This is a genomic window from uncultured Veillonella sp. (assembly GCF_934190855.1).
GTDB lineage: Bacteria > Bacillota > Negativicutes > Veillonellales > Veillonellaceae > Veillonella.
The window spans coordinates 1-20,065 of record NZ_CAKPTN010000015.1; the positions used below are offsets into that span (position 1 = coordinate 1).

The following is a 20,065-nucleotide window of genomic DNA, read 5'->3' on the forward strand; positions in this document are numbered from 1 at the left end:
AGCAACGGACTGAAAATCCGTGTGTCGACAGTTCGATTCTGTCCTGAGGCACCATTTTGTATTCCATGCGGTTGTGGTGGAATGGCAGACACGCCATCTTGAGGGGGTGGTGAGCGTACGCTCGTGAGGGTTCAAGTCCCTCCAACCGCACCATAAGATTAAAAGGACCTACAGTTCACTGTAGGTCCTTTTTGCTATAACATTAAAAGTTGTAGGTGTATATAGGAGAGAGAAATGAATAAGAAACATTTTGTTTTGATGTTGCTTTCACTAGCATTATCTAGTCAGTTTAGTTTAGCGGCAACAGTGGACGAGATAAACCCAAATACCAGTGCTGAACTGAAAAATAATGCAAAGTCAAATCAGCCTGCACAAACTAAAGCTCCTGTGAAATTAGAATTTGCTGAGATTATTCCTGGTGCTTTTAAAGCTGTTATAAAAGATAAATCTATAAACCCTAAAAAGCTTTCAATTGAAGATGAAATTACATTAGAAAGGAAGGCGAAAGAGCACGCTGCTAAACAATTAAAAACATCAGGAAAACCCGATTTTGGAAGTGAATACAAAACGTTTGATCCACTTTACAATGATAAGGATGAAAAAGCGCTAAAAGAAATTAAAAATTATAATACTGAATCAACACGTAATCAAGGTTATTTTATTGGAGGTAGAAACAAACCCTTACGCATTGTGAGCCCTTATATGAAGAAGAATGGAAAAGGAGAAATTAAGCTAACTAATCCTGTTAATACTAAAAATTATCGAACTCGTGCTGATCGGGATGAAGCAAATGAAAAGGAAGTTCGAGAATATTTAGATAAAAATAAGGGGAAAGGACACGACCTATATACGGCTAGAACTAAAGCTGAGATTAGAGAATCTTTGGAAAGCTTTTTTAAACCTATAGCTTTGATTCAGTATCCTATTAATAATCCAAAGGATTACAAAGAAATTTCTACTGCATCAGGATTTCCAAAGAAAATACCAAGTTTCGCTAAAAATATTCATATGCATGGTAATCCTAGCTTTTTGCAAGGTAGGGCTTATGTACAACTTGCTTTTGGTGGTACACCGGAACAATTAAAGCCATATATTGATGAAGTTATTTCTAACTCTAAAGTAGTTGTTTCAAAATCTGATACATCCAATGTGTATGTTAAACGATATATTGATTCGAATATGGCCTATGCAGATTCTCTGTCTGCATTAATTCCAAGATCGATACTGATTGTAAAGAATACAACCGTGCCGATGGGGAAATTTATACAAGAGCAATTAGATAATCCTATTGATAGAGCTGTAGATGAAATATATGAGTTAGAAAATCAAGTACTAGCAGAATTTAATAAGGTACAAATTGCGGATGAAGATAGAGATTCAAAGTATAATAGATATTTTGAAACTCGTAAAAGAGTAGAAACAGAGCGAGATAAATTAAAACCTAGCGAAATAAATAGAAATACATTGTCTAAAGATAAAATCTATCCAACCTATACAGAAGAGGAGAATCGAAAACTTCAGAAACGGTACTTGCATAGATTGTCATTTAATGAAGATTCGGTAGAAATACCGGATAATTATGTATTGTATGTATTTGATTTTGGAGGAAGTTGGAATCATCCATATTCGTTAGGTGCTGCGGTCAGTCCTGATAAAAACTATATAATTTATTTCTTACAACAAGGTTGATTATAATAAACAAAAACGTAGCAACAATCCTAGTAACTAATATTATACATTTATGTGTGTAAACTTATATATGAGAGAAGATTATGAAATTTAATTATGGCGAGACTCTGCGTATCCGAAGTGATTTATATACGATCTTAGGCAAGATACGCTACATTGATACTCATGGGCATATATGGTATGAGTATAAGCTAGTTAAACATAGTAATAATAAGGCATTTTGGCTTCGTTGGGATAAGAAGCGAGATGCGTACCAGTTTTCCAAGTTGTGTGGTAAAGCACAGCCCGTAGATATGAAACTCGTAGATAGTGGTTATAAGATGGTAACGGGCACTTGGGGTGAGGTGGACGTAGGTACTACTGATACTGCTAAATGTAAAGAGTATGAAAATGCTGATGGTACTGCTACGTTTTCTGTTGAAGCATGGGCTTTTGAAACGGAGTATTCAAAAGGCTTTTACATTAATAAAGAATACGTATCTGTGGAAAAAAATGTAGAGACAACCGACACTATTAAAGATAGAATGGATACGGTTAAGAAGATGAGGTTCGTAGGACCTATCGTTTGGATTTTGGCAAACGTACTAATTTTTATGCCAAGATTTGACCTACAAATATTAAATGATATACATAATTTCCTTACCTGGCCTTATATAGTAGGTGGAAATATAATCATTGGTATCATTGTGGCTTTTGTCCTCTTCAAAAGATAGCATCTAGAAAATCAGGGACACACTATACTAAAACAAAAGGTAGTAACATATCTACGTTACTACCTTTTTAGTTTGCTTAGGATTTTGTTGTTATTAGTTAGCTTCAGCTAGTTGAAGTTGTTCGAGTTCTGCTTCTTTAGCATCTAATTCTTTTGCACCAAAGTGAGCCAGTACACAGAATGTAACACAAAGAATACATGCTACCAATAAGAGATAGAAACCTGCGTTCCAACCAAATTTGTCAGCTAATACACCGAATAGTGTTGTACCGAGGTTGGCACCTACAATGTAGCTCATGAAACCGCGAAGACCAACGGCGGAGCCTACAGCAAATGGAGGTACAATATCCATGGTTTGAACAGAGGCTAGGAATTGAGGAATGTAGATTAGACAACCTACGATAGCAGCAAAGAATGTAACCCATAGTAGGGATTCGCTTTGCCAATAACCAAAGATACAGAAGAAGATAATACTCACCGCAATGATTGCTGGTGGCATACGATAACCTTTAAAGAATTTATCGGAAATGTAACCCGCAAAAATAGTAGAAGGTATAGCTGCCCATTCAAAGAATAAGAATGCTACAGACATCTCTGCTTTGGAGAAACCTTTTACTTGTAATAGGTAAATTGGAAGCCAAGTAAGCATACCGAAACGAATCATGTAAACAAATGTATCTACTAATGATACATACCAAGCATTTTTGTTTTTCAATACATATTTTACAAAAATTTCTCGTGTATTCATATGAGGTGCTTCAGAGCTTCTATGTGCTTTATGAGCAGTATCCGCAATGATTTCGCTTGTAGGTGGTAAGCCTTCACGCTCAGGGCTTTCTTTGATTAAGAAGAAAATAGCGATGGCTACAATTATGGCAATAATTGCAGGGATACCATAGCTACCTAATTGCCAATGATCTGTAGTAGTGAAATATAGTGCAGCCGCAACGATTGGCGCTACGATACCGCCACCAAGATTGTGTGAGATATTCCAAATTGCACCATAACGGCCGCGTTCTTGTTTTGGATACCATTTCGCTAGAGTAATGAAGGATGGGCCTACACCAAAACCTTGGAAGAAACCATTAAGAACTACTAATACTAAGAAGAAGGCGAGGCTGTCGGCAAAGCTCATGAAAATGTTGATAATTGCACAGCAAATAAGACCGAAAGCCATAAATTTTGCAGGACTTGCTTTGTCTGCAAGACTACTCATAAAGCCTTTACTTAAACCGTAGGCGATAAGCATACCACTAGATAGCAAACCGATTTCTGTTTTGCTCATATGGAGAATATCTGATAAGAAATGAGTTGATAAGGCAAAGTTGTTACGAACGATATAATACGCCGCATAACCAATAAAAATACCAAGTAGAGATTGAAATCTGTATTTATAGTATAGATTCATAATCATACTTTGAGGTACAGATGATTTTGCCTCTTTAGGTTGTAGAAATGAAAACATAGTTATTACCTTTCTTTATTAATAACTTAATCCTGTTGCATTGATAATACTAACATTTATATAGAAATTATGTAAATGATTTATAACACAAAAGTAAGCGGTAATATTATAAAAATAATTTATAATATAGTTATGTTGCAGTAAAATGTATGTAGCATAAATATAACTTTCGGTATGATAAGGATTTTTGAACTACATAAATACAGCAGTCTATAGTGTTGAAGATATATTGTAATCAATAGATTTGTTTTGTTATAATTATACTGTTATTAAATAATCATTATCCTATTACTTATATTAAGGAGATTGTATATGAAAGGCTTTACTAAACGCGCAATTCTTGCTGCTTGTGTTGGTGCAGCTATGCTTATTACTGTAGGTTGTGGTTCTAATCAAAGTTCCCAGTCTACTCAACTGACATATAATGGTTCCTCCACATTGGCGCCAGTTATTTCTAAGATCGCTACAGATTTTACAGAAAAGAATAAAACTTGGAGTCATGCAGATAGTTCTTTACCAGATAAAGATATTACTATCTACGTATCCTCTGGTGGTTCTGGTACAGGCATTAAAGCCGTTATCGACGGTACTGCGGACTTCGGTTTAGTAGCTCGTGAAGTAAAAGACAGCGAAAAAGCAAAAATCAAAGATTACAACGAAATCAAAGTAGGTATTGATGCTTTAACAATTGCAGTAAATCCTGAAAATCCTTTATATGCAGTGAAAGATAATCTAACTAAAGAAGAAATTATTAAAATCTTCTCTGGCGAGTACAAAACTTGGAATCAAGTAGATTCATCTTTGCCTGAGCAAGAAATTATCGTAGTAACACGTGACCTTGGCGGCGGTGCTCATGAAGTATTCCAACAAAAAATCATGGGTTCTGTAGAAGTAACTAAAGATGCTATCCAAGCTCCATCTATGGGCGCTCTTGTAACAAAAGTTAAAGAAAATCCATATGCTATTGGTTATGCATCTTATGGTATGTTAGGTCAAAACAAAGGCCAAATCGTTGCTTTCAAAGTTAATGGTGTTGCACCAACAGATGAAACGATTACTGATGGTTCTTACATGATTCAACGTCCGCTTCTTATCGTAGGTAAAGGTAATATGGGTGGCGTAGCAGACGCTTTCACAAAATACTTGAAGTCTGAAGAAGGCCGTAAAGTTATTCATAAAATGGGCTTTGTTCCTGTAAACTAATCAGATAGAATAAAAGCAAGGCTGCGGCCTTGCTTTTTTCTTGTGAAAGGAGAGTCTATGCATTTATCAGATCGTGTTACGTCTGGCATAGTACCGATTATGGCGGTGTCTGTTCTCGCCTTATATATAGGGCTCGTGCTCTATATGGCGATAGAGGCATGGCCTGCTTTGCTACATATGTCTTGGACGGATATTCTAACCGGTACAGTCTGGAAGCCTATGGCACAAAGTCCTGTGTTAGGCCTGTCCTATATTATTTCTGCTAGCCTCTATGTATCGCTATTATCTTTGGTATGGGCGTTGCCCTTGGGGATTGGCACCTCTGTAGGCTTGAGTCTAGGCGTATCGCCGCGTATTCGTCAATTTTGTTTATCTACTATAGATATGATCGCCGGTATACCATCAGTTATTGTTGGTTTTATCGGTTTAGCCGTAGTGGTTCCCGCCATTCAATCGATGTTTTCTTTGTCTACTGGTGAGTCTGTTTTATCAGCTAGTCTTGTATTAGCTTTTATGATTTTGCCTTATATTGTGACTCATTGTACGGAATCTATCGAAACCTACCGCCAGCGCTATGAAGAAACGGCTTTGGGGTTAGGTATATCGCCGTGGCATACGATGAAAGCCATCGTATTACCTAGTGCTAAAGGCTCTATTATTCTTAGTTCTGTTCTGGCCTTCTCTCGTGCTATGGGAGAGACCATGGCAGTTATGATGGTTGTTGGGAATGCGCCAATTCTGCCTAATTTGCTGGGTAAGGCGGAGCCGATTCCGTCTCTTATTGCTCTTGAAATGGGTAGTGTAGAGTACAATAGCTTGCATTATAGCGGACTATATGTGGCTGCTTTAGTATTGCTTGTTATCTTGATACTGACTAATGTTCTAGTCTATCTGTATTCTTGGAAAACTAGAAAGGACGGCCAGCATGAAGTTATCTAATTTTGCATTAGCTACTTGGGCCTATGGCAGTCTAGTCCTAGTTATGGGAATGCTCATCGCTGCTTGTGTCTATATCATGTATCATGGTGGACCATTGATTACCTTTGATTTCCTATGGCTCTATCCGGCAGGCATGCCGCTTGGTGTAGACGGGGGCATATTTCCGGCTATAATCGGTAGTATGTTAGAGGGCCTATTAACGGCTTCTATGGCGGCTATAATCAGTATTCCTTGTGCTCTATACATGGTGTATGGCAATATGTCTCGTTGGAAATCGGAATGCTTTTTATTTACTCTACGCTGTATGTCCGGATTGCCGTCGGTATTAATCGGTTTATTTGGCTATAGTGTGCTCATTTTATATTTAGGTATAGATAAAAGTTTATTATCAGCGTCGATTACGTTAACGGTAATGGTAATTCCATTTATTGCGTTGCGCCTAGTAAAAGTATTCCAAGAGTTTCCTCGTCAAACTTATGAGGCGGCGTTAAATATGGGGCTTTCACCAAGTTATATATGGATGCATATGGTCATACCTAGTGCCATGCGTGACGGATTGAGCGCTATAGCCCTGGGGGCGGCCTATGCGATGGGGGCCACTGCGCCGATTATGTATACTGGCGCCGTATTATATACGCGGTCCATACCGAATATAACGGATCCATTTATGGCCTTGCCATATCATTTATACATATTGGTCAATGAAGGTTATTCCATAGACTTAGCCTATGCTACAGCCTTTGTGTTGATGATTATATTACTTTGTATTAATATTATTTGTCGCTACATAGGAGGGCGGTCTTGATGAGCACGATATTAGATATTCAAAATATAGAGGTGTCCATTGACGAGCATCCTATTTTGCAACACGTAACATTGCCTATTACTGAACATGCTATTACGGCTGTTATTGGGCCGTCTGGTTGTGGTAAAAGTACATTGTTAACTACGCTTAACGGTAGCTTGCAGACACCAAAAAAAGTCACTAATGGAGAAATTATTTATGACGGTCTATCTATAGACTCAATGGATCCGCAAATGCTACGTCGCCAAATCGGTCTTATAGGACAACAACCGACCGTATTTCCTGGTACCATTGAAGATAACATGTTATTTGCTCTTAATTATTATAAAGAGTTATCCTCTGCAGATAGAAAGGCTAAAGCTGTACAATGTTTAGAGCAGGCTGGATTATATAGCGAAATTAATGGCGATATAAAGCGCTTAGCAAGTTCTTTGTCTGGTGGTCAGCAACAGCGCTTGTGCATAGCAAGAAGCTTGACCATAGATCCTCGAGTCATGCTCTTTGATGAGCCATGCTCTGCTTTAGATATAAAAAACAGCTTGCATATTGAGGCATTGCTAACAGAGCTAAAAGCAAAACAAACGATTGTTATTGTTACTCATAACTTACAACAAGCTCGTCGTATTGCAGATTACACTGTCTTTATGAATGAGGGCCGCGTTGTAGAGTGGGGACCTACAGAGGAGTTATTCTCTAATCCACAACAAGAATTAACCCGTGATTATTTGGCTTTTGGTGGATAATCTTGAAACTTTTATATTTCTATAAAATCTAAAGATAAAATTTCTATAAACTGTTGACATATTTCGTTTAAAATTGTATATTATAGGTGACATACTGGCGTGTCGTTAAGGGACTGTGAGAGAGTTAAGCCAGACTGACATATGATATAGTTCGAGAGTAACTATATACATAAAAAGGCGTACTGCTGAGAGACGAGAGAAGGGCGGTATGCCTTTTTTGTATGTAAAATACGAGTTAGCCTGTTTCTTTATAATCTAATAAGCAATGTAAAATATAAATATTATAAATATAAATTTTTATTAAAATAATGATGGTTGCGAGTTTAAAATATAGACTAAGACCTCCTTATGTAATACAATGTATTACATAAGGAGGTGCTTTTATATGGCAAATATTTCAGTCCGTTTAAATGAACAAGAAGAAGAGTTATTTAAAACCTATGCTGAGTTTATGGATGAAACACTTTCTACCCTCTTTAAGAAGGCTTTACTAGAAAAGATTGAAGATGAATTTGATCTTAAGGTAGGTCAAAAAGCATTAGCAGAATACGAGCAAGATCCTGTTACTTATTCTGTAGCGGAAATGCGTGCAAAATATGGCTTATAAACTTGAGTTTTCTAAACGGTTTGATAAGCAATTTTCTAAACTCGATAAATCAACGCAACGCTATCTTTTTAATTGGCTCATAAAGAATGTAGATAATGTAGAAAACCCTAGGTACTCAGGGAAATCATTGACGGGTAATAAGACCGGGCTTTGGCGTTATCACATTGGTAATTATAGAGTCATTGCTGATATTAATGACCATAGATGCGTTATTTTAGCATTAGAAGTGGGGCATCGAAAAGATATTTACAAATAGAGGATATACCATGAAATACTTACGTCGTGAACTTAATCAAGTAGAAAAAGAATACTTAAAACAATTTGGACAAGACTCGTTGAACCGTGTCGTTCTCCACGATCCAAATACAAAGGATAAACAAGAAGTACAAGACACCATTGATATCCTAAAAGAAGCTATGTCAAAAAATAAACCTCTAGAACAAGTTCCAGAAGATATGTGGAAGCTTATTGAGTTTTAAGTATCGAATGAATCCTATTGTAGGAATGGCCGTTAATCCAGAGCAAACAAGGGTAATTTATTCCCTGCATACAGCACACTAAAAATAAAAAGGCACATTGTTTTATGCACAGACCATCTATGAATGAATTATTTAAGATGGTAGTTAAAACAATGTGCCTTTATTATGTATTTTTTGTTATGGGTTATAGGTTATAGGTTATAGAGTTCAGGTTTTCGATCTCTAAAGATATTAATCTTGTTACGGATATCTTCGACTACGGTGAGGTCGATATCTACGGAGGCAATGCCTTCGTTAGTGTCCATCTCGAGCAGGTTTGTACCCCATGGATCATAAACTGCGGAGTGGCCTGTGCTCTGAACGCGTCCAATAGTACCGCATCCGTTGACCGCGCAAAGGAATAATTGGTTTTCAATAGCTCGTACTTCATTTAATACTTGCCAGTGACGCAAACGCATCGTAGGCCATTGAGCAGGAACAAATAATAATTCTGTACCTGGTAATGCAGCCATTCTCACCAGCTCAGGGAAACGAATGTCGTAACAGATGACCGTGCTACAAGGAATCCCGTCCAGTTCAAAATGTGTGGTATGAGTACCGCTAGCAAAGTATTTATCTTCTTTAGCGGGGCTAAAACCGTGCATTTTGGAATATTCACCTACGAGGGCACCTTCACGGTTGTAAGCATAAGAGGTATTGAACACTAAATCATCTTTTGCCACAGCTACAGAGCCGCCTACGATATTCACCTTGTGCTCTTTTGCAAAGGTACTGAGCAATGATTTTGTTCTTTCTCCATTTCTGTCGGCAATCGTAATTAAATCATCAGATGGATGAAAGCCTGTATTCCAAGTTTCAGGTAAAACAATAATATCAGGATTTTCTGTAAGTGATTGAGTGAGTAACTCTTGGACGCGATTGTAGTTGTATTCTACGTCATTTACGTGAACGTCCATTTGTATGAGGGTTAAGCGTTTTTTCATGGCAAATCCTTTGTCAATTAGAAGCATATAATTTTAGTGATTTGTATTATAATTAGAATATTAAAGCATTCTATTCTAGATTACAACATAAAGTATAGTTAAAGGTGTTTTACATGATATATCTCTTTAGGTTATAAATCATCTGTTTTCGCTATACGTATATGGGGTGGAGTTTTTACTATTCTTCATAGAAATGTTATAATATTCTGTATATAATTGTGTTCTGATAGAGGAGGACCTATGAAACGGATTCCGTTAGTAACACTATTAGTTGTGGCATTGGCAATGCTTGTGGCAGGCTGTGGATTACTTTCACAAAAAACAGAGCCTACTAGCTCATCGCCACCTGTAAAAGAAGTAAAAGAAGTTAAGATGGTACATCCATCGGGCATTCCTGTCCTTATGTATCATAAAATCGGCGACGATAAAGATAATGATGCGGTTATTCGTGAGGATCTATTCAGAGAGCAAATGAAGTTCCTCAAGGATAATGGCTATAATCCATTGACGATGGACCAATTGTATGAATACGTTGTAAATGGTGCTGCAGTACCTGAAAAGCCAGTTGTTTTAACCTTTGATGACGGTTATGCAGATACATATACAATCGTATATCCACTCATGAAAGAATATGGATTCCCGGCCACTGTATTTATCAACCCTGGCGATATTGGAACCCGTTTAACTTGGGATCAAGTGCGTGAAATGCACAAAAATGGCATCACTATTTCTAACCATGGTTTCCAACATGTAGAAATGGGCCAATTATCCGAAGAGAAACAAATTGAAAATATCAAAAAGGCTCAAGAAGCACTGGCTAAAGAAGTGGGCATCAAGGATAATCCTTGGTTCTGCTATCCATATGGAGATAAAAATGAATTCACCGATTCAGCTTCTAAAAAGGCTGGTATAAAAATGGGGATGGCCATGAAATCTGGCTGGGCTCATACCGGTGATAATCCATATAATATTTTGCGTGTTTGGGTAGGTAATGCGGTAGATATCAAGCATTTTGAAGAACGCATTAGCACCGAGCATTTCACTGATTTATAAGGAGAAATACATTGTTCAAAAAGAATTGGGTAAAGTTCATCATTATGGTGTTCTTATTTACCGTTGTAACCTCACCATTCGTGGTGCTCTTTGGACCATTTAATAATGTAAAGCGTGCCGTTATTGGTGCGATCTTACAATCTCGTCATCCTCATTACATTACGTGGCTGTTCAATGAAGAAGAATTGCAATCTATCTTGGGGACTGTTGGGGTTGTTAAAAGCCAAGATTTGTTCAAGTTTAATGCGCGTGAAGACAAGTCTTTGAACCTTGAAAAAATCCAGTCTGCTCGTTATGTAGGCTATATTTTAGAAATTCCAGACCCTCGCCGTATTCAAGTAGGTACAGCAGCTAACATTCAAGAAAAAGGCGATACTACAAGTAATATTGCTAAAATGAATAATGCGGTAGCTGCTATTAACGGCGGTGGTTTCCATGATCCAAATGGTACTGGTACAGGTCGTTTACCGTATGGCTTTATCTTGCATGAAGGGGAGTACATTATCGGTAAGGATGTAGGCCCTGATGAAGATGTAGACTTTGTAGGTTTCTCTAAATCCGGTAACCTTATTGCTGGTAACTATGATAAAACTCAACTAACTGACATGAAAGCCATGGAAGGGATTACCTTTGGTCCACCTCTTATCGTCGATGGTAAGAAGATGATTACTGAAGGTGATGGTGGTTGGGGCGTAGGCCCACGTACTGCTATCGGTCAAAAGAAAGACGGTACAGTACTATTCCTCGTAATCGATGGTCGTCAACCGGGTTACTCTATTGGTGCTACCTTGCGTGACGTACAAGATATTCTCTTTGAAAAAGGTTGCTACATTGCAGCGAATTTAGATGGTGGTTCCAGTTCTACCTTATACCTCAATGGTAAAGTTGTGAACAAACCAGCCGATTTGTTAGGGGAACGCATGATCCCAACGGCGTTTATCGTGAAATAGGAGGACAAATGAAACCTTTTACGCGTGTACTGAGCGCCTTTGCGGTAGGTATTCTTCTGCAAGGTGGTATATACTTATACCTTGATCAATATATGTTTGCACCGACTACGGAATTTAACGTAGCAGGTGCATCAAAAGATGATACTAAAAACTTCCCTGATGTAAAGGAAGGCACTAAATATGTATCCTATGACCGTCAATTCATGGCGGTTGTTACAGAAAATTCTTTAAAAATCTACAAGGCTAATGAAAGTAAGCCTACCACGATAGATTTGAAAGGTCGTTCTATTAGTTACTTCAACTGGATGCCAGACCGTAACTATGCCATCATGGGCTTATATGACTCTCGCGATGTTGTTATGGCTCGCCTCAATGCAGATGATCCAGAACACGAAGTAGATACTAAGCTTGAAGATTTACCGAAAGGTAGTAAAATCGTAGATGCTGCGTATTCTGAAGCGACAAACGTAGTGTATATGAAGGTAAAAGTTCAAGAACATGTATATCGTATTTATCGTACCGATGCTAACTACGATACGCGTCGCGTATACATGCAAGCTACGGATATCGGTCATATCGGCGTCTTCTACGATGAAGATAACTTCTTCTACGATAATGTTAAAACTGGCGATATCTTTATGTTTAATGGTATCGAAGGTGGCTGGCGTGTTATCAACCCACCAGGGCGTTTCCGCTTAATTGGTGTTGATACAGATAAGACAATCTACATTGCTCGTGTTGATGAGGACAATAATGCATTGACTGTTTATACCGGCAAATTAGGTGTAGGTTTCAAACCAGTTTACAAATACAATCATCCTACTACTTTCAATGAATTAAAATTGTCTGAAGTAAAAGACATCATCAAGAATGGTAGTGAAGAAACTAAAAAGGTGACAGAAGACGACACATCTTCTAAATCATCTGACACTAGTGATAGTAAAAAGAAATCTTAAGAAAAAGCCTTTATAATGCTTCATTATAAAGGCTTTATTCCTATTATAGTATGTACCATAAGGATATCTATGAATATATTATTTGTACGCCTTAGTTACATTGGGGATATACTGCATGCTACACCTGCGGCGCGCTGGATCAAAGAACAGTATCCAGATGCCAAGCTACATTGGATTGTAACGCCTAGCATGGTAGAGCTGTTAGAAGGAAACCCCTATGTAGATGAAATTATCCCTTGGGAACGGGATGAATACGAGGCACATTCTAAAAAACTGCATATCCCGACGATGTGGCGCATGTGGTGGGAATTGAAGGCTAAGTTAGAGCCCTACAAATTTGATGTAGCAGTTGATGTGCAAGGTCGACTGATAACCGGTCTTGTTCTATTGGCTTCTGGTGCGCCTATTCGCTTAGGACTAGGTGGTACAAAAGAGTTAAATTGGCTGTTTACAAACTTTAAAACAAAGCCAAGTACAGACCATGTAATTAAGCGATATGTAGAGGTGGCACAACTTTTAAAAGAGGCTGTTGATAAGCAAGTTGATTTAGATACACCTCTTAAATCTGTTGATAGTGCTCTGGAACATAAAACATTAAATAGCGGTAGTGCTAAGAAACTGTATCATATGGATTTCTATGTACCATCGAAGCTACATGCTTGGGCAGAAGAAAAGTGGGAAACCATTGATAATCATACGTCTTTAAATCGTGGAGCAGTAGAAAAACCTCTCCGTATGGGACTGGTCTTGGGGACGTCTTGGGCGACGAAAGAATGGCCACAGGAGAAATGGTATTCCCTTATTAAATCCCTTCAGTACAGAGCAAATTTTGTTTGTTTAGGGGGGCCTAAAGAGGCTACTCAATATAAACCGTTGATGGATACCTTGGCAGCAGAGAGCATTGATAATATCATGCTGAATATGCTAGGTAAAACGACACTTCAAGAGGTAGGTGCCTTAATTGAAAGCTGCGACGTAATAGTTACAGCTGATACAGGTTCATTACACATTGCGTTGGCTCTGAATAAACCTGTAGTAGCACTATTTGGTCCTACAGATCCAAAACTGTGGGGACCGCTGACGGGTAATTTTAAAGTACTAGTAAATGATGAATTAGATTGTTTGGGTTGTCGTAAACGACGCTGTCCTAAGCCCGCCCAATATTGTATGTCTGGCATTGAACCAGTACGTGTTAAAAAGGCAATTTTCGAGTTGATAGGAGATAGAAATGGCAAAGTTTAAAATTCAAAAAGGTTTATCCGATGCGGATATGTTGAAAAACTTTAAAGATACAGATAATTTTGAAGATACTATGCTTGATATGGAACGGGCAGCTAAAAAGCCTGTAGTTCATCAAAGTCCAAAGCAAAAGGAAGATGCTTTTTATCGTGAGTTCTTAACTGAAAAAGTGGAGACTATGATTGGTAAAATGCTTCTCGACATCAAGATGGAGTACTTCAAAGAAGGCGAAGGTGCTTTCTCTATTCAAGTTAAAAGAGATGGTAAGAATATCGTTCTTGAAACGGCTCCTAAAAAGGTTAAACCTGAAAAATAATTTGTATAATAAAGAATATTAAAAATTAAGAATAAACCTGAACCTGTCCATAAATGGACAGGTTCTTTTGTATATTTATGTAATTGTTGTAGTGGGGTGTATTATCAATAAAATTGATAAGCTTATAAGTGTACCGATGTTTATCGAATTACTACATTTATAAATACCGATATAGTTTGACAGCTTTTTAATAATAACTAAAAATTATTACGGTATAATTTTTGGTTTCTCATTAAAAAGAGCAATTACAGAGAAATAGATTTGATTAAACATACACGCTAAACTCTAGCTCTTCTGTAGTTTTTTGTGATTTTCATCACGAAAAAATCATCTTTAGGCACATGAATTTATGAGTAAATAGCATAATATAGTTGTTGACAAAGAATTTTATAAGTAGTCTAATATAAGTATGTCTTAACGATTTATAGAGTGTTTGGCTTGTGTGAGCAGACATCAAAAAAATCGTAAAAAAATAGGTATGAGATAGTTGTTTGATGTATGTATAAATTTACATACACAGACTATTTCGATTTGGAGGATTAACATGGCTAAAAAATTAAGAATTTGCGAAACCGTTCTTCGCGACGGTCATCAATCTATTTTGGCAACACGCATGCGTTATGAGCAAATGGAACCAGTACTTGGTCTTTTAGACGAAATCGGTTACGAAGCTCTTGAGTGTTGGGGCGGCGCTACTTATGATAGCTGTCTTCGTTTCTTGAATGAAGATCCATGGGAACGCCTTCGCAAATTGAAATCCAATTTGAAAAACACTCCATTACAAATGTTACTTCGTGGTCAAAACTTATTGGGCTACAAACACTACTCTGATGATGTAGTAGAAGCATTCTGTAGTGCAGCTGTTAAAAACGGTATTGACCGTATCCGTATCTTCGACGCATTGAATGACCCACGCAACATGGAAGCTGCTATTAAGTACTCCAAAAAAGCTGGTGCACACGTTCAATCCGCTATGGTATACACAATTTCTCCAGTTCACACAACTGAAAGCTTCTTGAAAGTAGCTGAAACTTTGGTAGAAATGGGTACTGATTCCCTTTGTATCAAAGATATGTCCGGTTTGTTGGGCCCTGCTGATGCATATGATTTGGTTTCCACTTTCAAAAACCGTTTCGGCGAATTGCCAATCGACTTGCACAGCCATTTCACTTGCGGTCTTGCAAGCACTACATACTGGGAAGCTGCTAAAGCTGGCGTAGATATCATCGATACTGCTATCTCCCCATTCGCTCATGCAACTAGCCAACCAGCTACTGAAACTATGATCGAAATGTTCAAAGGTACTGAATATGATCTTGGTCTTGACCTTGATAAATTCATTCCATTAGTTGACCACTTCCGTAAAGTTAAACAACAAATCGCTGAAGAATTTAACTTGAAACCAGCTAGTGATGTAATCCCAGCAGTTCGTCGTTACCAAATTCCTGGCGGTATGTTGTCCAATACTCAAAACCAATTGAACGAAATGGGTATGGGCGATCGTTTCTTCGACGTTATGGATGAAATGCCACGCGTACGTGCTGACTTGGGTTATCCTCCATTGGTAACTCCAACTTCTCAAATCGTTGGTACAATGGCTATGATGAACGTTATGATGGGCGACCGTTATAAAATGGTTCCTAACGAAGTTAAAGACCTTGTACGCGGTAAATACGGTGCGTTGCCTGGTACTATTTCTGACGAAATCCGTCAAACTATCATTGGTGATGAACAACCTATCACTTGCCGTCCAGCAGATCTTATCGAACCTGAATTGGAAGGTTACCGTCAAGATTTAGCTACAAAAGGCTACAATGGTATCACTGACGAAGACGTATTGACTTACGCTATGTTCCCAGAAGTTGCTATTAACTTCTTCGAAGCTAACCGTCGTTAATCCAAACTCTAAAAGAGGATTCTTAGGAATCCTCTTTTTTTGCGTTTAAATTTAGGAATCTTATTTTTGCGTTTAGATTTATAAAGTGAAGAATTTCAATAGTTGTTTTATATTTTATAATTTAGAGTTTTTATAAAAAGTACAGAGAATATTCTATTAATTGTACTTAATTTTCAAGTTCTTAATATAAGTAAATACTGAGATTTAGGATGACACAAGATACCCGGATGCGTGTGAAAATATATACTATGTGAAAAATATTAGATACTAAAAGGGGCGAGGAACCCTTGTATAATCTACCAATTATAAACTGACGATGAAAGAAATGTGAAAATTATATTGTATTTTTGCCTATTTTACTTGCTTTAACTGTTAAAAATAGCGTAAACTATAAGAAGTATCTACTATTTATGATATTGAGGTAACCCTGTGAATTTACAAATACGGATTTGGATATCCAATGTTGTGCTCTTTGTTGTACCTATCTTAATAGCAATAATCTTATTCTTGCTATATTTTACAGGTTTGCGCATATTGGCTAATGCCGGTTACTATTTGCGTATTGAGCAGGAACAACAGTTTAAAAGTGTCAGTCGAATCACTGAGACAATTACCTTTTATGGGTTGGAAAACAATTTAATAGATAGCTTGGTCAAACCTAGCTATAGTCTACTCGATCCAAAGGAAGTATATGTAGAGGTACTAGATCAAGGGAACATGGTGTATAGCTATGGTAATCCACAAATCTATAGTGCATCTGCTATCGTTGGTCTTATTGATGTAAACCCTGAATTACAGGGCATTGTATATCAGTCCAATAATACTTTCGTCTATGAAATGCGAAAATACGATGGGCGTCATGCCTACGTATATCATATTGCTATTAAGCGTGCTACCCATGGTAGTGATAGCTTGATGGAATCTGTATCCTTCTATATTATTGTAGTTGCTATATTGCTCTTTATTGTTACATTCTTTGCAATCAACCGATTTGTTACTCGGTTTATCATGATTCACGTTAAGAATATGACAAAATCATTAGAAATGGCAAATCGTCAGATCGAAATGGAACAAGAGCAGCAAAAAGAATTGCTCGCTGGTATATCCCATGATATACGAACGCCATTGACTGCAATTAAAGCTTATGCAGAAGGTGTTCGTGATGGTATTGCACCAACAGAAGAGCAACAAAAACGATACATGGGTATCATTTTGAAGCGCGCCAATGATTTAGACTCGATGTTAGAGGAATTATTCCTCATTACTACATTGAACTACAAAAAAGAATCTCGACCATCTGAACGAATTGAACTAGGTCAGTATGTGCGGGACTTTGTAGAGGATCATTTAGCTCCGTATCAATCGAGAGGCCTTGAAATTAAGGCTCGCATTGCTACGGAAACTGCTTTCATCAATGCAAACCCACAATTATTACAACGTGTGTTACAAAATGTGTTGAATAATAGTGCTAAATACAAAATGGCTGATCTAGGGCATTGTATTATTGATGTAACTAGTGATGATGATTTTGTATACTGTGTCATCAGTGATGATGGTCCAGGGGTACCACCAGAATCTTTAGAACGTCTGATGCGCCCGTTCTACCGTGTAGATTCGTCTCGTACGAACCCGCAAGAAGGTAGTGGTCTAGGATTATCTATTATTCGTCGAATTATGGAAATCTTTGAAGGCCGAGTTGTGATTGAAAATGTAAGACCACATGGTCTACGTATTATATTAGAATTTCCTAAACAAGGAGAAGAATCATGAGTGAACATATCTTAATTATTGAAGACGATTTGGATATTGCCAATATTGAACGTGATTATTTAATGGTGGCAGGCTACGATGTAACTATTATGACTAATGGTACAGATGGTATTGAAGCAGCTTTGAATACTCCTGTAGATCTTATCATCCTTGATGTTATGTTGCCAGAAATGGATGGCTTTGAAGTTTGCCGTCAAATTCGTGACAAAGTTCGCGTGCCAATCGTTATGGTAACTGCTCGTCTTGATGATATCGACAAAATCCGTGGCTTAGGAGTAGGCGCCGATGACTATATTGAAAAACCATTCTCTCCATCTGTATTGATTGCAAAGATCAAAGCTATGTTGGCGCAATATAAACGTTTAACAGAGCGCGATGCAATGGAAACTAATGCAATTCAATCCGGTGAAATTCGCCTTGATCCTAAGATGATGAAAGTATGGGTGAACGAAAAAGAAGTTCATCTTAAAAAGAAAGAATTCCAATTATTAGAATTCTTGATGCGTAACCGCGATATCGTATTCAGCAAAGAAGAATTATATTCTCGCGTATGGGGCCTTGATTCCTATGGTGACTATGCTACGGTAGCGGTACACATCAATCGTTTACGTGAAGAAATTGAAGATAATCCATCCGATAGTAAGCATATTATTACAGTTTGGGGGGTAGGTTATAAATTTGTTTAATAACCGAAATGGGTATTCACATTATACTCACGTTATTCGTGGCTGTTGATTAAATATGAGTTTGTAGAGAAATTATTATATAGATATAATCAAAGATTTAAAAATTGTTTATATACTTCCTTTGATAGTTTAGATATTCCATGTATACTTATTTAGGTAAGGCTGAATTGATTCTAGATAAGTAAAAACTAAACTTCTCTCTCTTAATAAGTTCTCTCTCAAGCTTATCTAGAACATATATACTCTCTCTCTCAACAGTCCTTACACTCTCAAACTATATGCATAAAGGGCATTCGTTAGCGACGGCTAGTGAATGCCCTTTATGTTTTTTTGAGTATGTTAAATTGTTAGCTTGCATTGTGAATGCTAGAGGACTATAATAGGTTCATCAAAATCAATTTTATAAAATTGATTCTTGAGATACTCTGTAAAATAATGTAAGACAATAGAAAAAGGAGATACATGGAATTTTCAAAATATAAGAAAACCGTCATTGCTTGTATCCTTGCTTTGGGCATTGGTGTAGGCGGTGGCTATTATTTCTTTGGTAGCCCTGCTGGTACACAACAAACGACGGTAAGAGAACAAACAAAACAAACTAAACCAATTACTGAAACCCGCAATACTTACGTAGTGCAAGCCGTTAAAGAATCTGGTCCAGCGGTGGTAGGGATTACTACAAAGGTGTTCCAAAAGGATATCTTTAACCGTACCATCTATGCTGGTGAAGGTGTTGGATCTGGTGTACTTATAGATAATGAAGGACATATTGTAACGAATAACCATGTTGTAGCAGGTGCTAAAAATGGTGAAGTTACCGTATCATTATCTGACGGCTCTACTGTAACAGGCACCGTTATTGGTACTGACTCACAAACAGATTTGGCTGTTGTTAAAATTAAACCTCCTAAAGATATTAAGCCAATTAAAATCGGTGACTCTGATTCAGTACAAGTTGGTGAGCCTGCTATTGCTATTGGTAATCCATTGGGGCTTGAATTTAAAGGTTCTGTTACATCTGGCGTTATCAGTGCTTTAGCACGTACTATCGATGAACAAGGTCAACGTTTCCCATTGATTCAAACTGATGCAGCGATCAACCCAGGTAACTCTGGTGGTGCTCTCATCAATGCGGATGGTGAATTAATCGGTATTAATAGCTCTAAAATTTCAAAAGAAGGTATTGAAGGCATGGGCTTTGCCATTCCGATTAACTCTGCTATGACTATTGTTGATTCTATCATTAAAAATGGTAAGGTAGTCCGTCCGTACATTGGTGTATGGGCTGTGGATCGTCAAACAGCAGCGCGCAATAATGTGAGCTATGAAGGGGAAGGTCTTCTTATTGTACAATTAGACTCTACAGGCCCTGCAGCACAAGCCGGCTTAGTAGAAGGTGATACAATTGCTCAAGTTGATGGTAAAGATATTACTACATTAGTTGAATTAAAAGAGCAAATTGATGCTAAGAAACCTGGTGATACAATTTTGGTATCCTATACTCATAATGGGAAAATGAAGAGCACACAAGTTAAATTAGGACAAGCCGCTTCTAAATAAGCAAATTCTATTT

Annotated in this window: 20 protein-coding genes and 1 tRNA gene; 19 read left to right on the top strand and 2 right to left on the bottom strand. The window is 37.6% G+C overall.

Annotation, left to right across the window (positions count from 1 at the left end; translation table 11 throughout):
* Positions 1–67: 67 nt before the first annotated feature.
* The 3 genes from Q0F90_RS01865 to Q0F90_RS01875 all read left to right on the top strand — a co-directional run bounded on the left by Q0F90_RS01865 (position 68) and on the right by Q0F90_RS01875 (position 2,402).
* A tRNA-Leu gene (locus tag Q0F90_RS01865) sits at positions 68–153 on the top strand.
* An 81-nt stretch (positions 154–234) separates the two neighbouring features.
* Positions 235–1,689: a hypothetical protein gene (locus Q0F90_RS01870; protein ID WP_296002789.1), complete on the top strand. Its 1,455-nt coding sequence runs from the start codon at positions 235–237 to the stop codon at positions 1,687–1,689.
* Positions 1,690–1,772: 83 nt separating this feature from the next.
* Positions 1,773–2,402, top strand: coding sequence for a DUF4178 domain-containing protein (locus tag Q0F90_RS01875; RefSeq protein ID WP_296002791.1), 630 nt, complete (start codon positions 1,773–1,775; stop codon positions 2,400–2,402).
* Between the two features lie 93 nt (positions 2,403–2,495).
* On the opposite strand, the gene Q0F90_RS01880 is transcribed toward Q0F90_RS01875, so the two are convergent.
* Positions 2,496–3,866 (bottom strand): phosphoglycerate transporter PgtP, encoded by a 1,371-nt coding sequence (locus Q0F90_RS01880; protein ID WP_296002793.1) that lies wholly within the window; start codon positions 3,864–3,866, stop codon positions 2,496–2,498.
* 312 nt (positions 3,867–4,178) lie between these two features.
* Here Q0F90_RS01880 and Q0F90_RS01885 point away from each other — a divergent pair, with 312 nt between their 5' ends.
* The 7 genes from Q0F90_RS01885 to Q0F90_RS01915 all read left to right on the top strand — a co-directional run bounded on the left by Q0F90_RS01885 (position 4,179) and on the right by Q0F90_RS01915 (position 8,642).
* On the top strand, positions 4,179–5,069 hold the full coding sequence (locus Q0F90_RS01885) for a phosphate ABC transporter substrate-binding protein (protein ID WP_296002795.1): 891 nt from the start codon (positions 4,179–4,181) through the stop codon (positions 5,067–5,069).
* A gap of 57 nt (positions 5,070–5,126) precedes the next feature.
* Positions 5,127–6,008, top strand: coding sequence for a phosphate ABC transporter permease subunit PstC (gene pstC / locus Q0F90_RS01890; protein WP_296002797.1), 882 nt, complete (start codon positions 5,127–5,129; stop codon positions 6,006–6,008).
* Positions 5,995–6,813, top strand: a complete 819-nt coding sequence (locus Q0F90_RS01895; protein WP_296002799.1) for a PstA family ABC transporter permease — start codon at positions 5,995–5,997, stop codon at positions 6,811–6,813. The genes pstC and Q0F90_RS01895 overlap by 14 nt, the downstream gene beginning before the upstream one ends.
* Positions 6,813–7,556 (top strand): phosphate ABC transporter ATP-binding protein, encoded by a 744-nt coding sequence (locus tag Q0F90_RS01900; RefSeq protein WP_296002801.1) that lies wholly within the window; start codon positions 6,813–6,815, stop codon positions 7,554–7,556. Before Q0F90_RS01895 ends, Q0F90_RS01900 begins: the two co-directional genes overlap by 1 nt.
* A 385-nt stretch (positions 7,557–7,941) precedes the next feature.
* Complete coding sequence (relB, locus tag Q0F90_RS01905) at positions 7,942–8,163, top strand: type II toxin-antitoxin system RelB family antitoxin (RefSeq protein WP_009352129.1); 222 nt, start codon at positions 7,942–7,944, stop codon at positions 8,161–8,163.
* Positions 8,153–8,419, top strand: a complete 267-nt coding sequence (locus tag Q0F90_RS01910; protein ID WP_296002802.1) for a type II toxin-antitoxin system RelE/ParE family toxin — start codon at positions 8,153–8,155, stop codon at positions 8,417–8,419. The genes relB and Q0F90_RS01910 overlap by 11 nt, the downstream gene beginning before the upstream one ends.
* A gap of 10 nt (positions 8,420–8,429) precedes the next feature.
* Positions 8,430–8,642, top strand: a complete 213-nt coding sequence (locus tag Q0F90_RS01915) for a hypothetical protein (protein WP_296002804.1) — start codon at positions 8,430–8,432, stop codon at positions 8,640–8,642.
* A gap of 191 nt (positions 8,643–8,833) precedes the next feature.
* Here the strand turns inward: Q0F90_RS01915 and Q0F90_RS01920 are convergent, their stop codons facing one another.
* The gene (locus tag Q0F90_RS01920) at positions 8,834–9,625 is read right to left on the bottom strand and encodes a carbon-nitrogen family hydrolase (protein ID WP_296002807.1); all 792 of its coding nucleotides are present in this window, start codon (positions 9,623–9,625) and stop codon (positions 8,834–8,836) included.
* A gap of 240 nt (positions 9,626–9,865) precedes the next feature.
* Here Q0F90_RS01920 and Q0F90_RS01925 point away from each other — a divergent pair, with 240 nt between their 5' ends.
* The 9 genes from Q0F90_RS01925 (at position 9,866) to Q0F90_RS01965 (ending at position 20,052) form a co-directional block, all read left to right on the top strand.
* Entirely contained in the window at positions 9,866–10,678 is an 813-nt protein-coding gene (locus Q0F90_RS01925) for a polysaccharide deacetylase family protein (RefSeq protein ID WP_296002808.1), read from the top strand.
* An 11-nt stretch (positions 10,679–10,689) separates the two neighbouring features.
* The gene (locus Q0F90_RS01930) at positions 10,690–11,628 is read left to right on the top strand and encodes a phosphodiester glycosidase family protein (RefSeq protein ID WP_296002811.1); all 939 of its coding nucleotides are present in this window, start codon (positions 10,690–10,692) and stop codon (positions 11,626–11,628) included.
* Between the two features lie 8 nt (positions 11,629–11,636).
* The gene (locus Q0F90_RS01935; RefSeq protein ID WP_296002813.1) at positions 11,637–12,584 is read left to right on the top strand and encodes a hypothetical protein; all 948 of its coding nucleotides are present in this window, start codon (positions 11,637–11,639) and stop codon (positions 12,582–12,584) included.
* A 69-nt stretch (positions 12,585–12,653) separates the two neighbouring features.
* The gene (locus Q0F90_RS01940) at positions 12,654–13,826 is read left to right on the top strand and encodes a glycosyltransferase family 9 protein (protein WP_296002815.1); all 1,173 of its coding nucleotides are present in this window, start codon (positions 12,654–12,656) and stop codon (positions 13,824–13,826) included.
* A complete protein-coding gene (locus tag Q0F90_RS01945) occupies positions 13,813–14,139 on the top strand; it encodes a hypothetical protein (protein WP_296002817.1) in 327 nt (108 codons plus the stop codon). Before Q0F90_RS01940 ends, Q0F90_RS01945 begins: the two co-directional genes overlap by 14 nt.
* A 544-nt stretch (positions 14,140–14,683) precedes the next feature.
* Positions 14,684–16,036 carry a pyruvate carboxylase subunit B gene (locus tag Q0F90_RS01950; RefSeq protein ID WP_296002818.1) on the top strand — a complete coding sequence of 451 codons (1,353 nt, stop codon included), beginning with the start codon at positions 14,684–14,686 and terminating at the stop codon, positions 16,034–16,036.
* Positions 16,037–16,465: 429 nt separating this feature from the next.
* Entirely contained in the window at positions 16,466–17,806 is a 1,341-nt protein-coding gene (locus Q0F90_RS01955) for a sensor histidine kinase KdpD (protein WP_296002821.1), read from the top strand.
* Positions 17,803–18,492, top strand: coding sequence for a response regulator transcription factor (locus tag Q0F90_RS01960; protein ID WP_004693664.1), 690 nt, complete (start codon positions 17,803–17,805; stop codon positions 18,490–18,492). The genes Q0F90_RS01955 and Q0F90_RS01960 overlap by 4 nt, the downstream gene beginning before the upstream one ends.
* A 462-nt stretch (positions 18,493–18,954) precedes the next feature.
* Complete coding sequence (locus tag Q0F90_RS01965; protein WP_296002824.1) at positions 18,955–20,052, top strand: S1C family serine protease; 1,098 nt, start codon at positions 18,955–18,957, stop codon at positions 20,050–20,052.
* The last annotated feature ends 13 nt before the right edge of the window (positions 20,053–20,065 follow it).

What these genes read in the sequence shown, in the direction of transcription:
- Q0F90_RS01870 (WP_296002789.1), top strand. Translation starts at nt 235, where the DNA reads ATGAATAAGAAACATTTTGTTTTGATGTTGCTTTCACTAGCATTATCT.
- Q0F90_RS01875 (WP_296002791.1), top strand. Translation starts at nt 1,773, where the DNA reads ATGAAATTTAATTATGGCGAGACTCTGCGTATCCGAAGTGATTTATAT.
- Q0F90_RS01880 (WP_296002793.1), bottom strand. Translation starts at nt 3,866, where the DNA reads ATGTTTTCATTTCTACAACCTAAAGAGGCAAAATCATCTGTACCTCAA.
- Q0F90_RS01885 (WP_296002795.1), top strand. Translation starts at nt 4,179, where the DNA reads ATGAAAGGCTTTACTAAACGCGCAATTCTTGCTGCTTGTGTTGGTGCA.
- pstC (WP_296002797.1), top strand. Translation starts at nt 5,127, where the DNA reads ATGCATTTATCAGATCGTGTTACGTCTGGCATAGTACCGATTATGGCG.
- Q0F90_RS01895 (WP_296002799.1), top strand. Translation starts at nt 5,995, where the DNA reads ATGAAGTTATCTAATTTTGCATTAGCTACTTGGGCCTATGGCAGTCTA.
- Q0F90_RS01900 (WP_296002801.1), top strand. Translation starts at nt 6,813, where the DNA reads ATGAGCACGATATTAGATATTCAAAATATAGAGGTGTCCATTGACGAG.
- relB (WP_009352129.1), top strand. Translation starts at nt 7,942, where the DNA reads ATGGCAAATATTTCAGTCCGTTTAAATGAACAAGAAGAAGAGTTATTT.
- Q0F90_RS01910 (WP_296002802.1), top strand. Translation starts at nt 8,153, where the DNA reads ATGGCTTATAAACTTGAGTTTTCTAAACGGTTTGATAAGCAATTTTCT.
- Q0F90_RS01915 (WP_296002804.1), top strand. Translation starts at nt 8,430, where the DNA reads ATGAAATACTTACGTCGTGAACTTAATCAAGTAGAAAAAGAATACTTA.
- Q0F90_RS01920 (WP_296002807.1), bottom strand. Translation starts at nt 9,625, where the DNA reads ATGAAAAAACGCTTAACCCTCATACAAATGGACGTTCACGTAAATGAC.
- Q0F90_RS01925 (WP_296002808.1), top strand. Translation starts at nt 9,866, where the DNA reads ATGAAACGGATTCCGTTAGTAACACTATTAGTTGTGGCATTGGCAATG.
- Q0F90_RS01935 (WP_296002813.1), top strand. Translation starts at nt 11,637, where the DNA reads ATGAAACCTTTTACGCGTGTACTGAGCGCCTTTGCGGTAGGTATTCTT.
- Q0F90_RS01940 (WP_296002815.1), top strand. Translation starts at nt 12,654, where the DNA reads ATGAATATATTATTTGTACGCCTTAGTTACATTGGGGATATACTGCAT.
- Q0F90_RS01945 (WP_296002817.1), top strand. Translation starts at nt 13,813, where the DNA reads ATGGCAAAGTTTAAAATTCAAAAAGGTTTATCCGATGCGGATATGTTG.
- Q0F90_RS01950 (WP_296002818.1), top strand. Translation starts at nt 14,684, where the DNA reads ATGGCTAAAAAATTAAGAATTTGCGAAACCGTTCTTCGCGACGGTCAT.
- Q0F90_RS01960 (WP_004693664.1), top strand. Translation starts at nt 17,803, where the DNA reads ATGAGTGAACATATCTTAATTATTGAAGACGATTTGGATATTGCCAAT.
- Q0F90_RS01965 (WP_296002824.1), top strand. Translation starts at nt 18,955, where the DNA reads ATGGAATTTTCAAAATATAAGAAAACCGTCATTGCTTGTATCCTTGCT.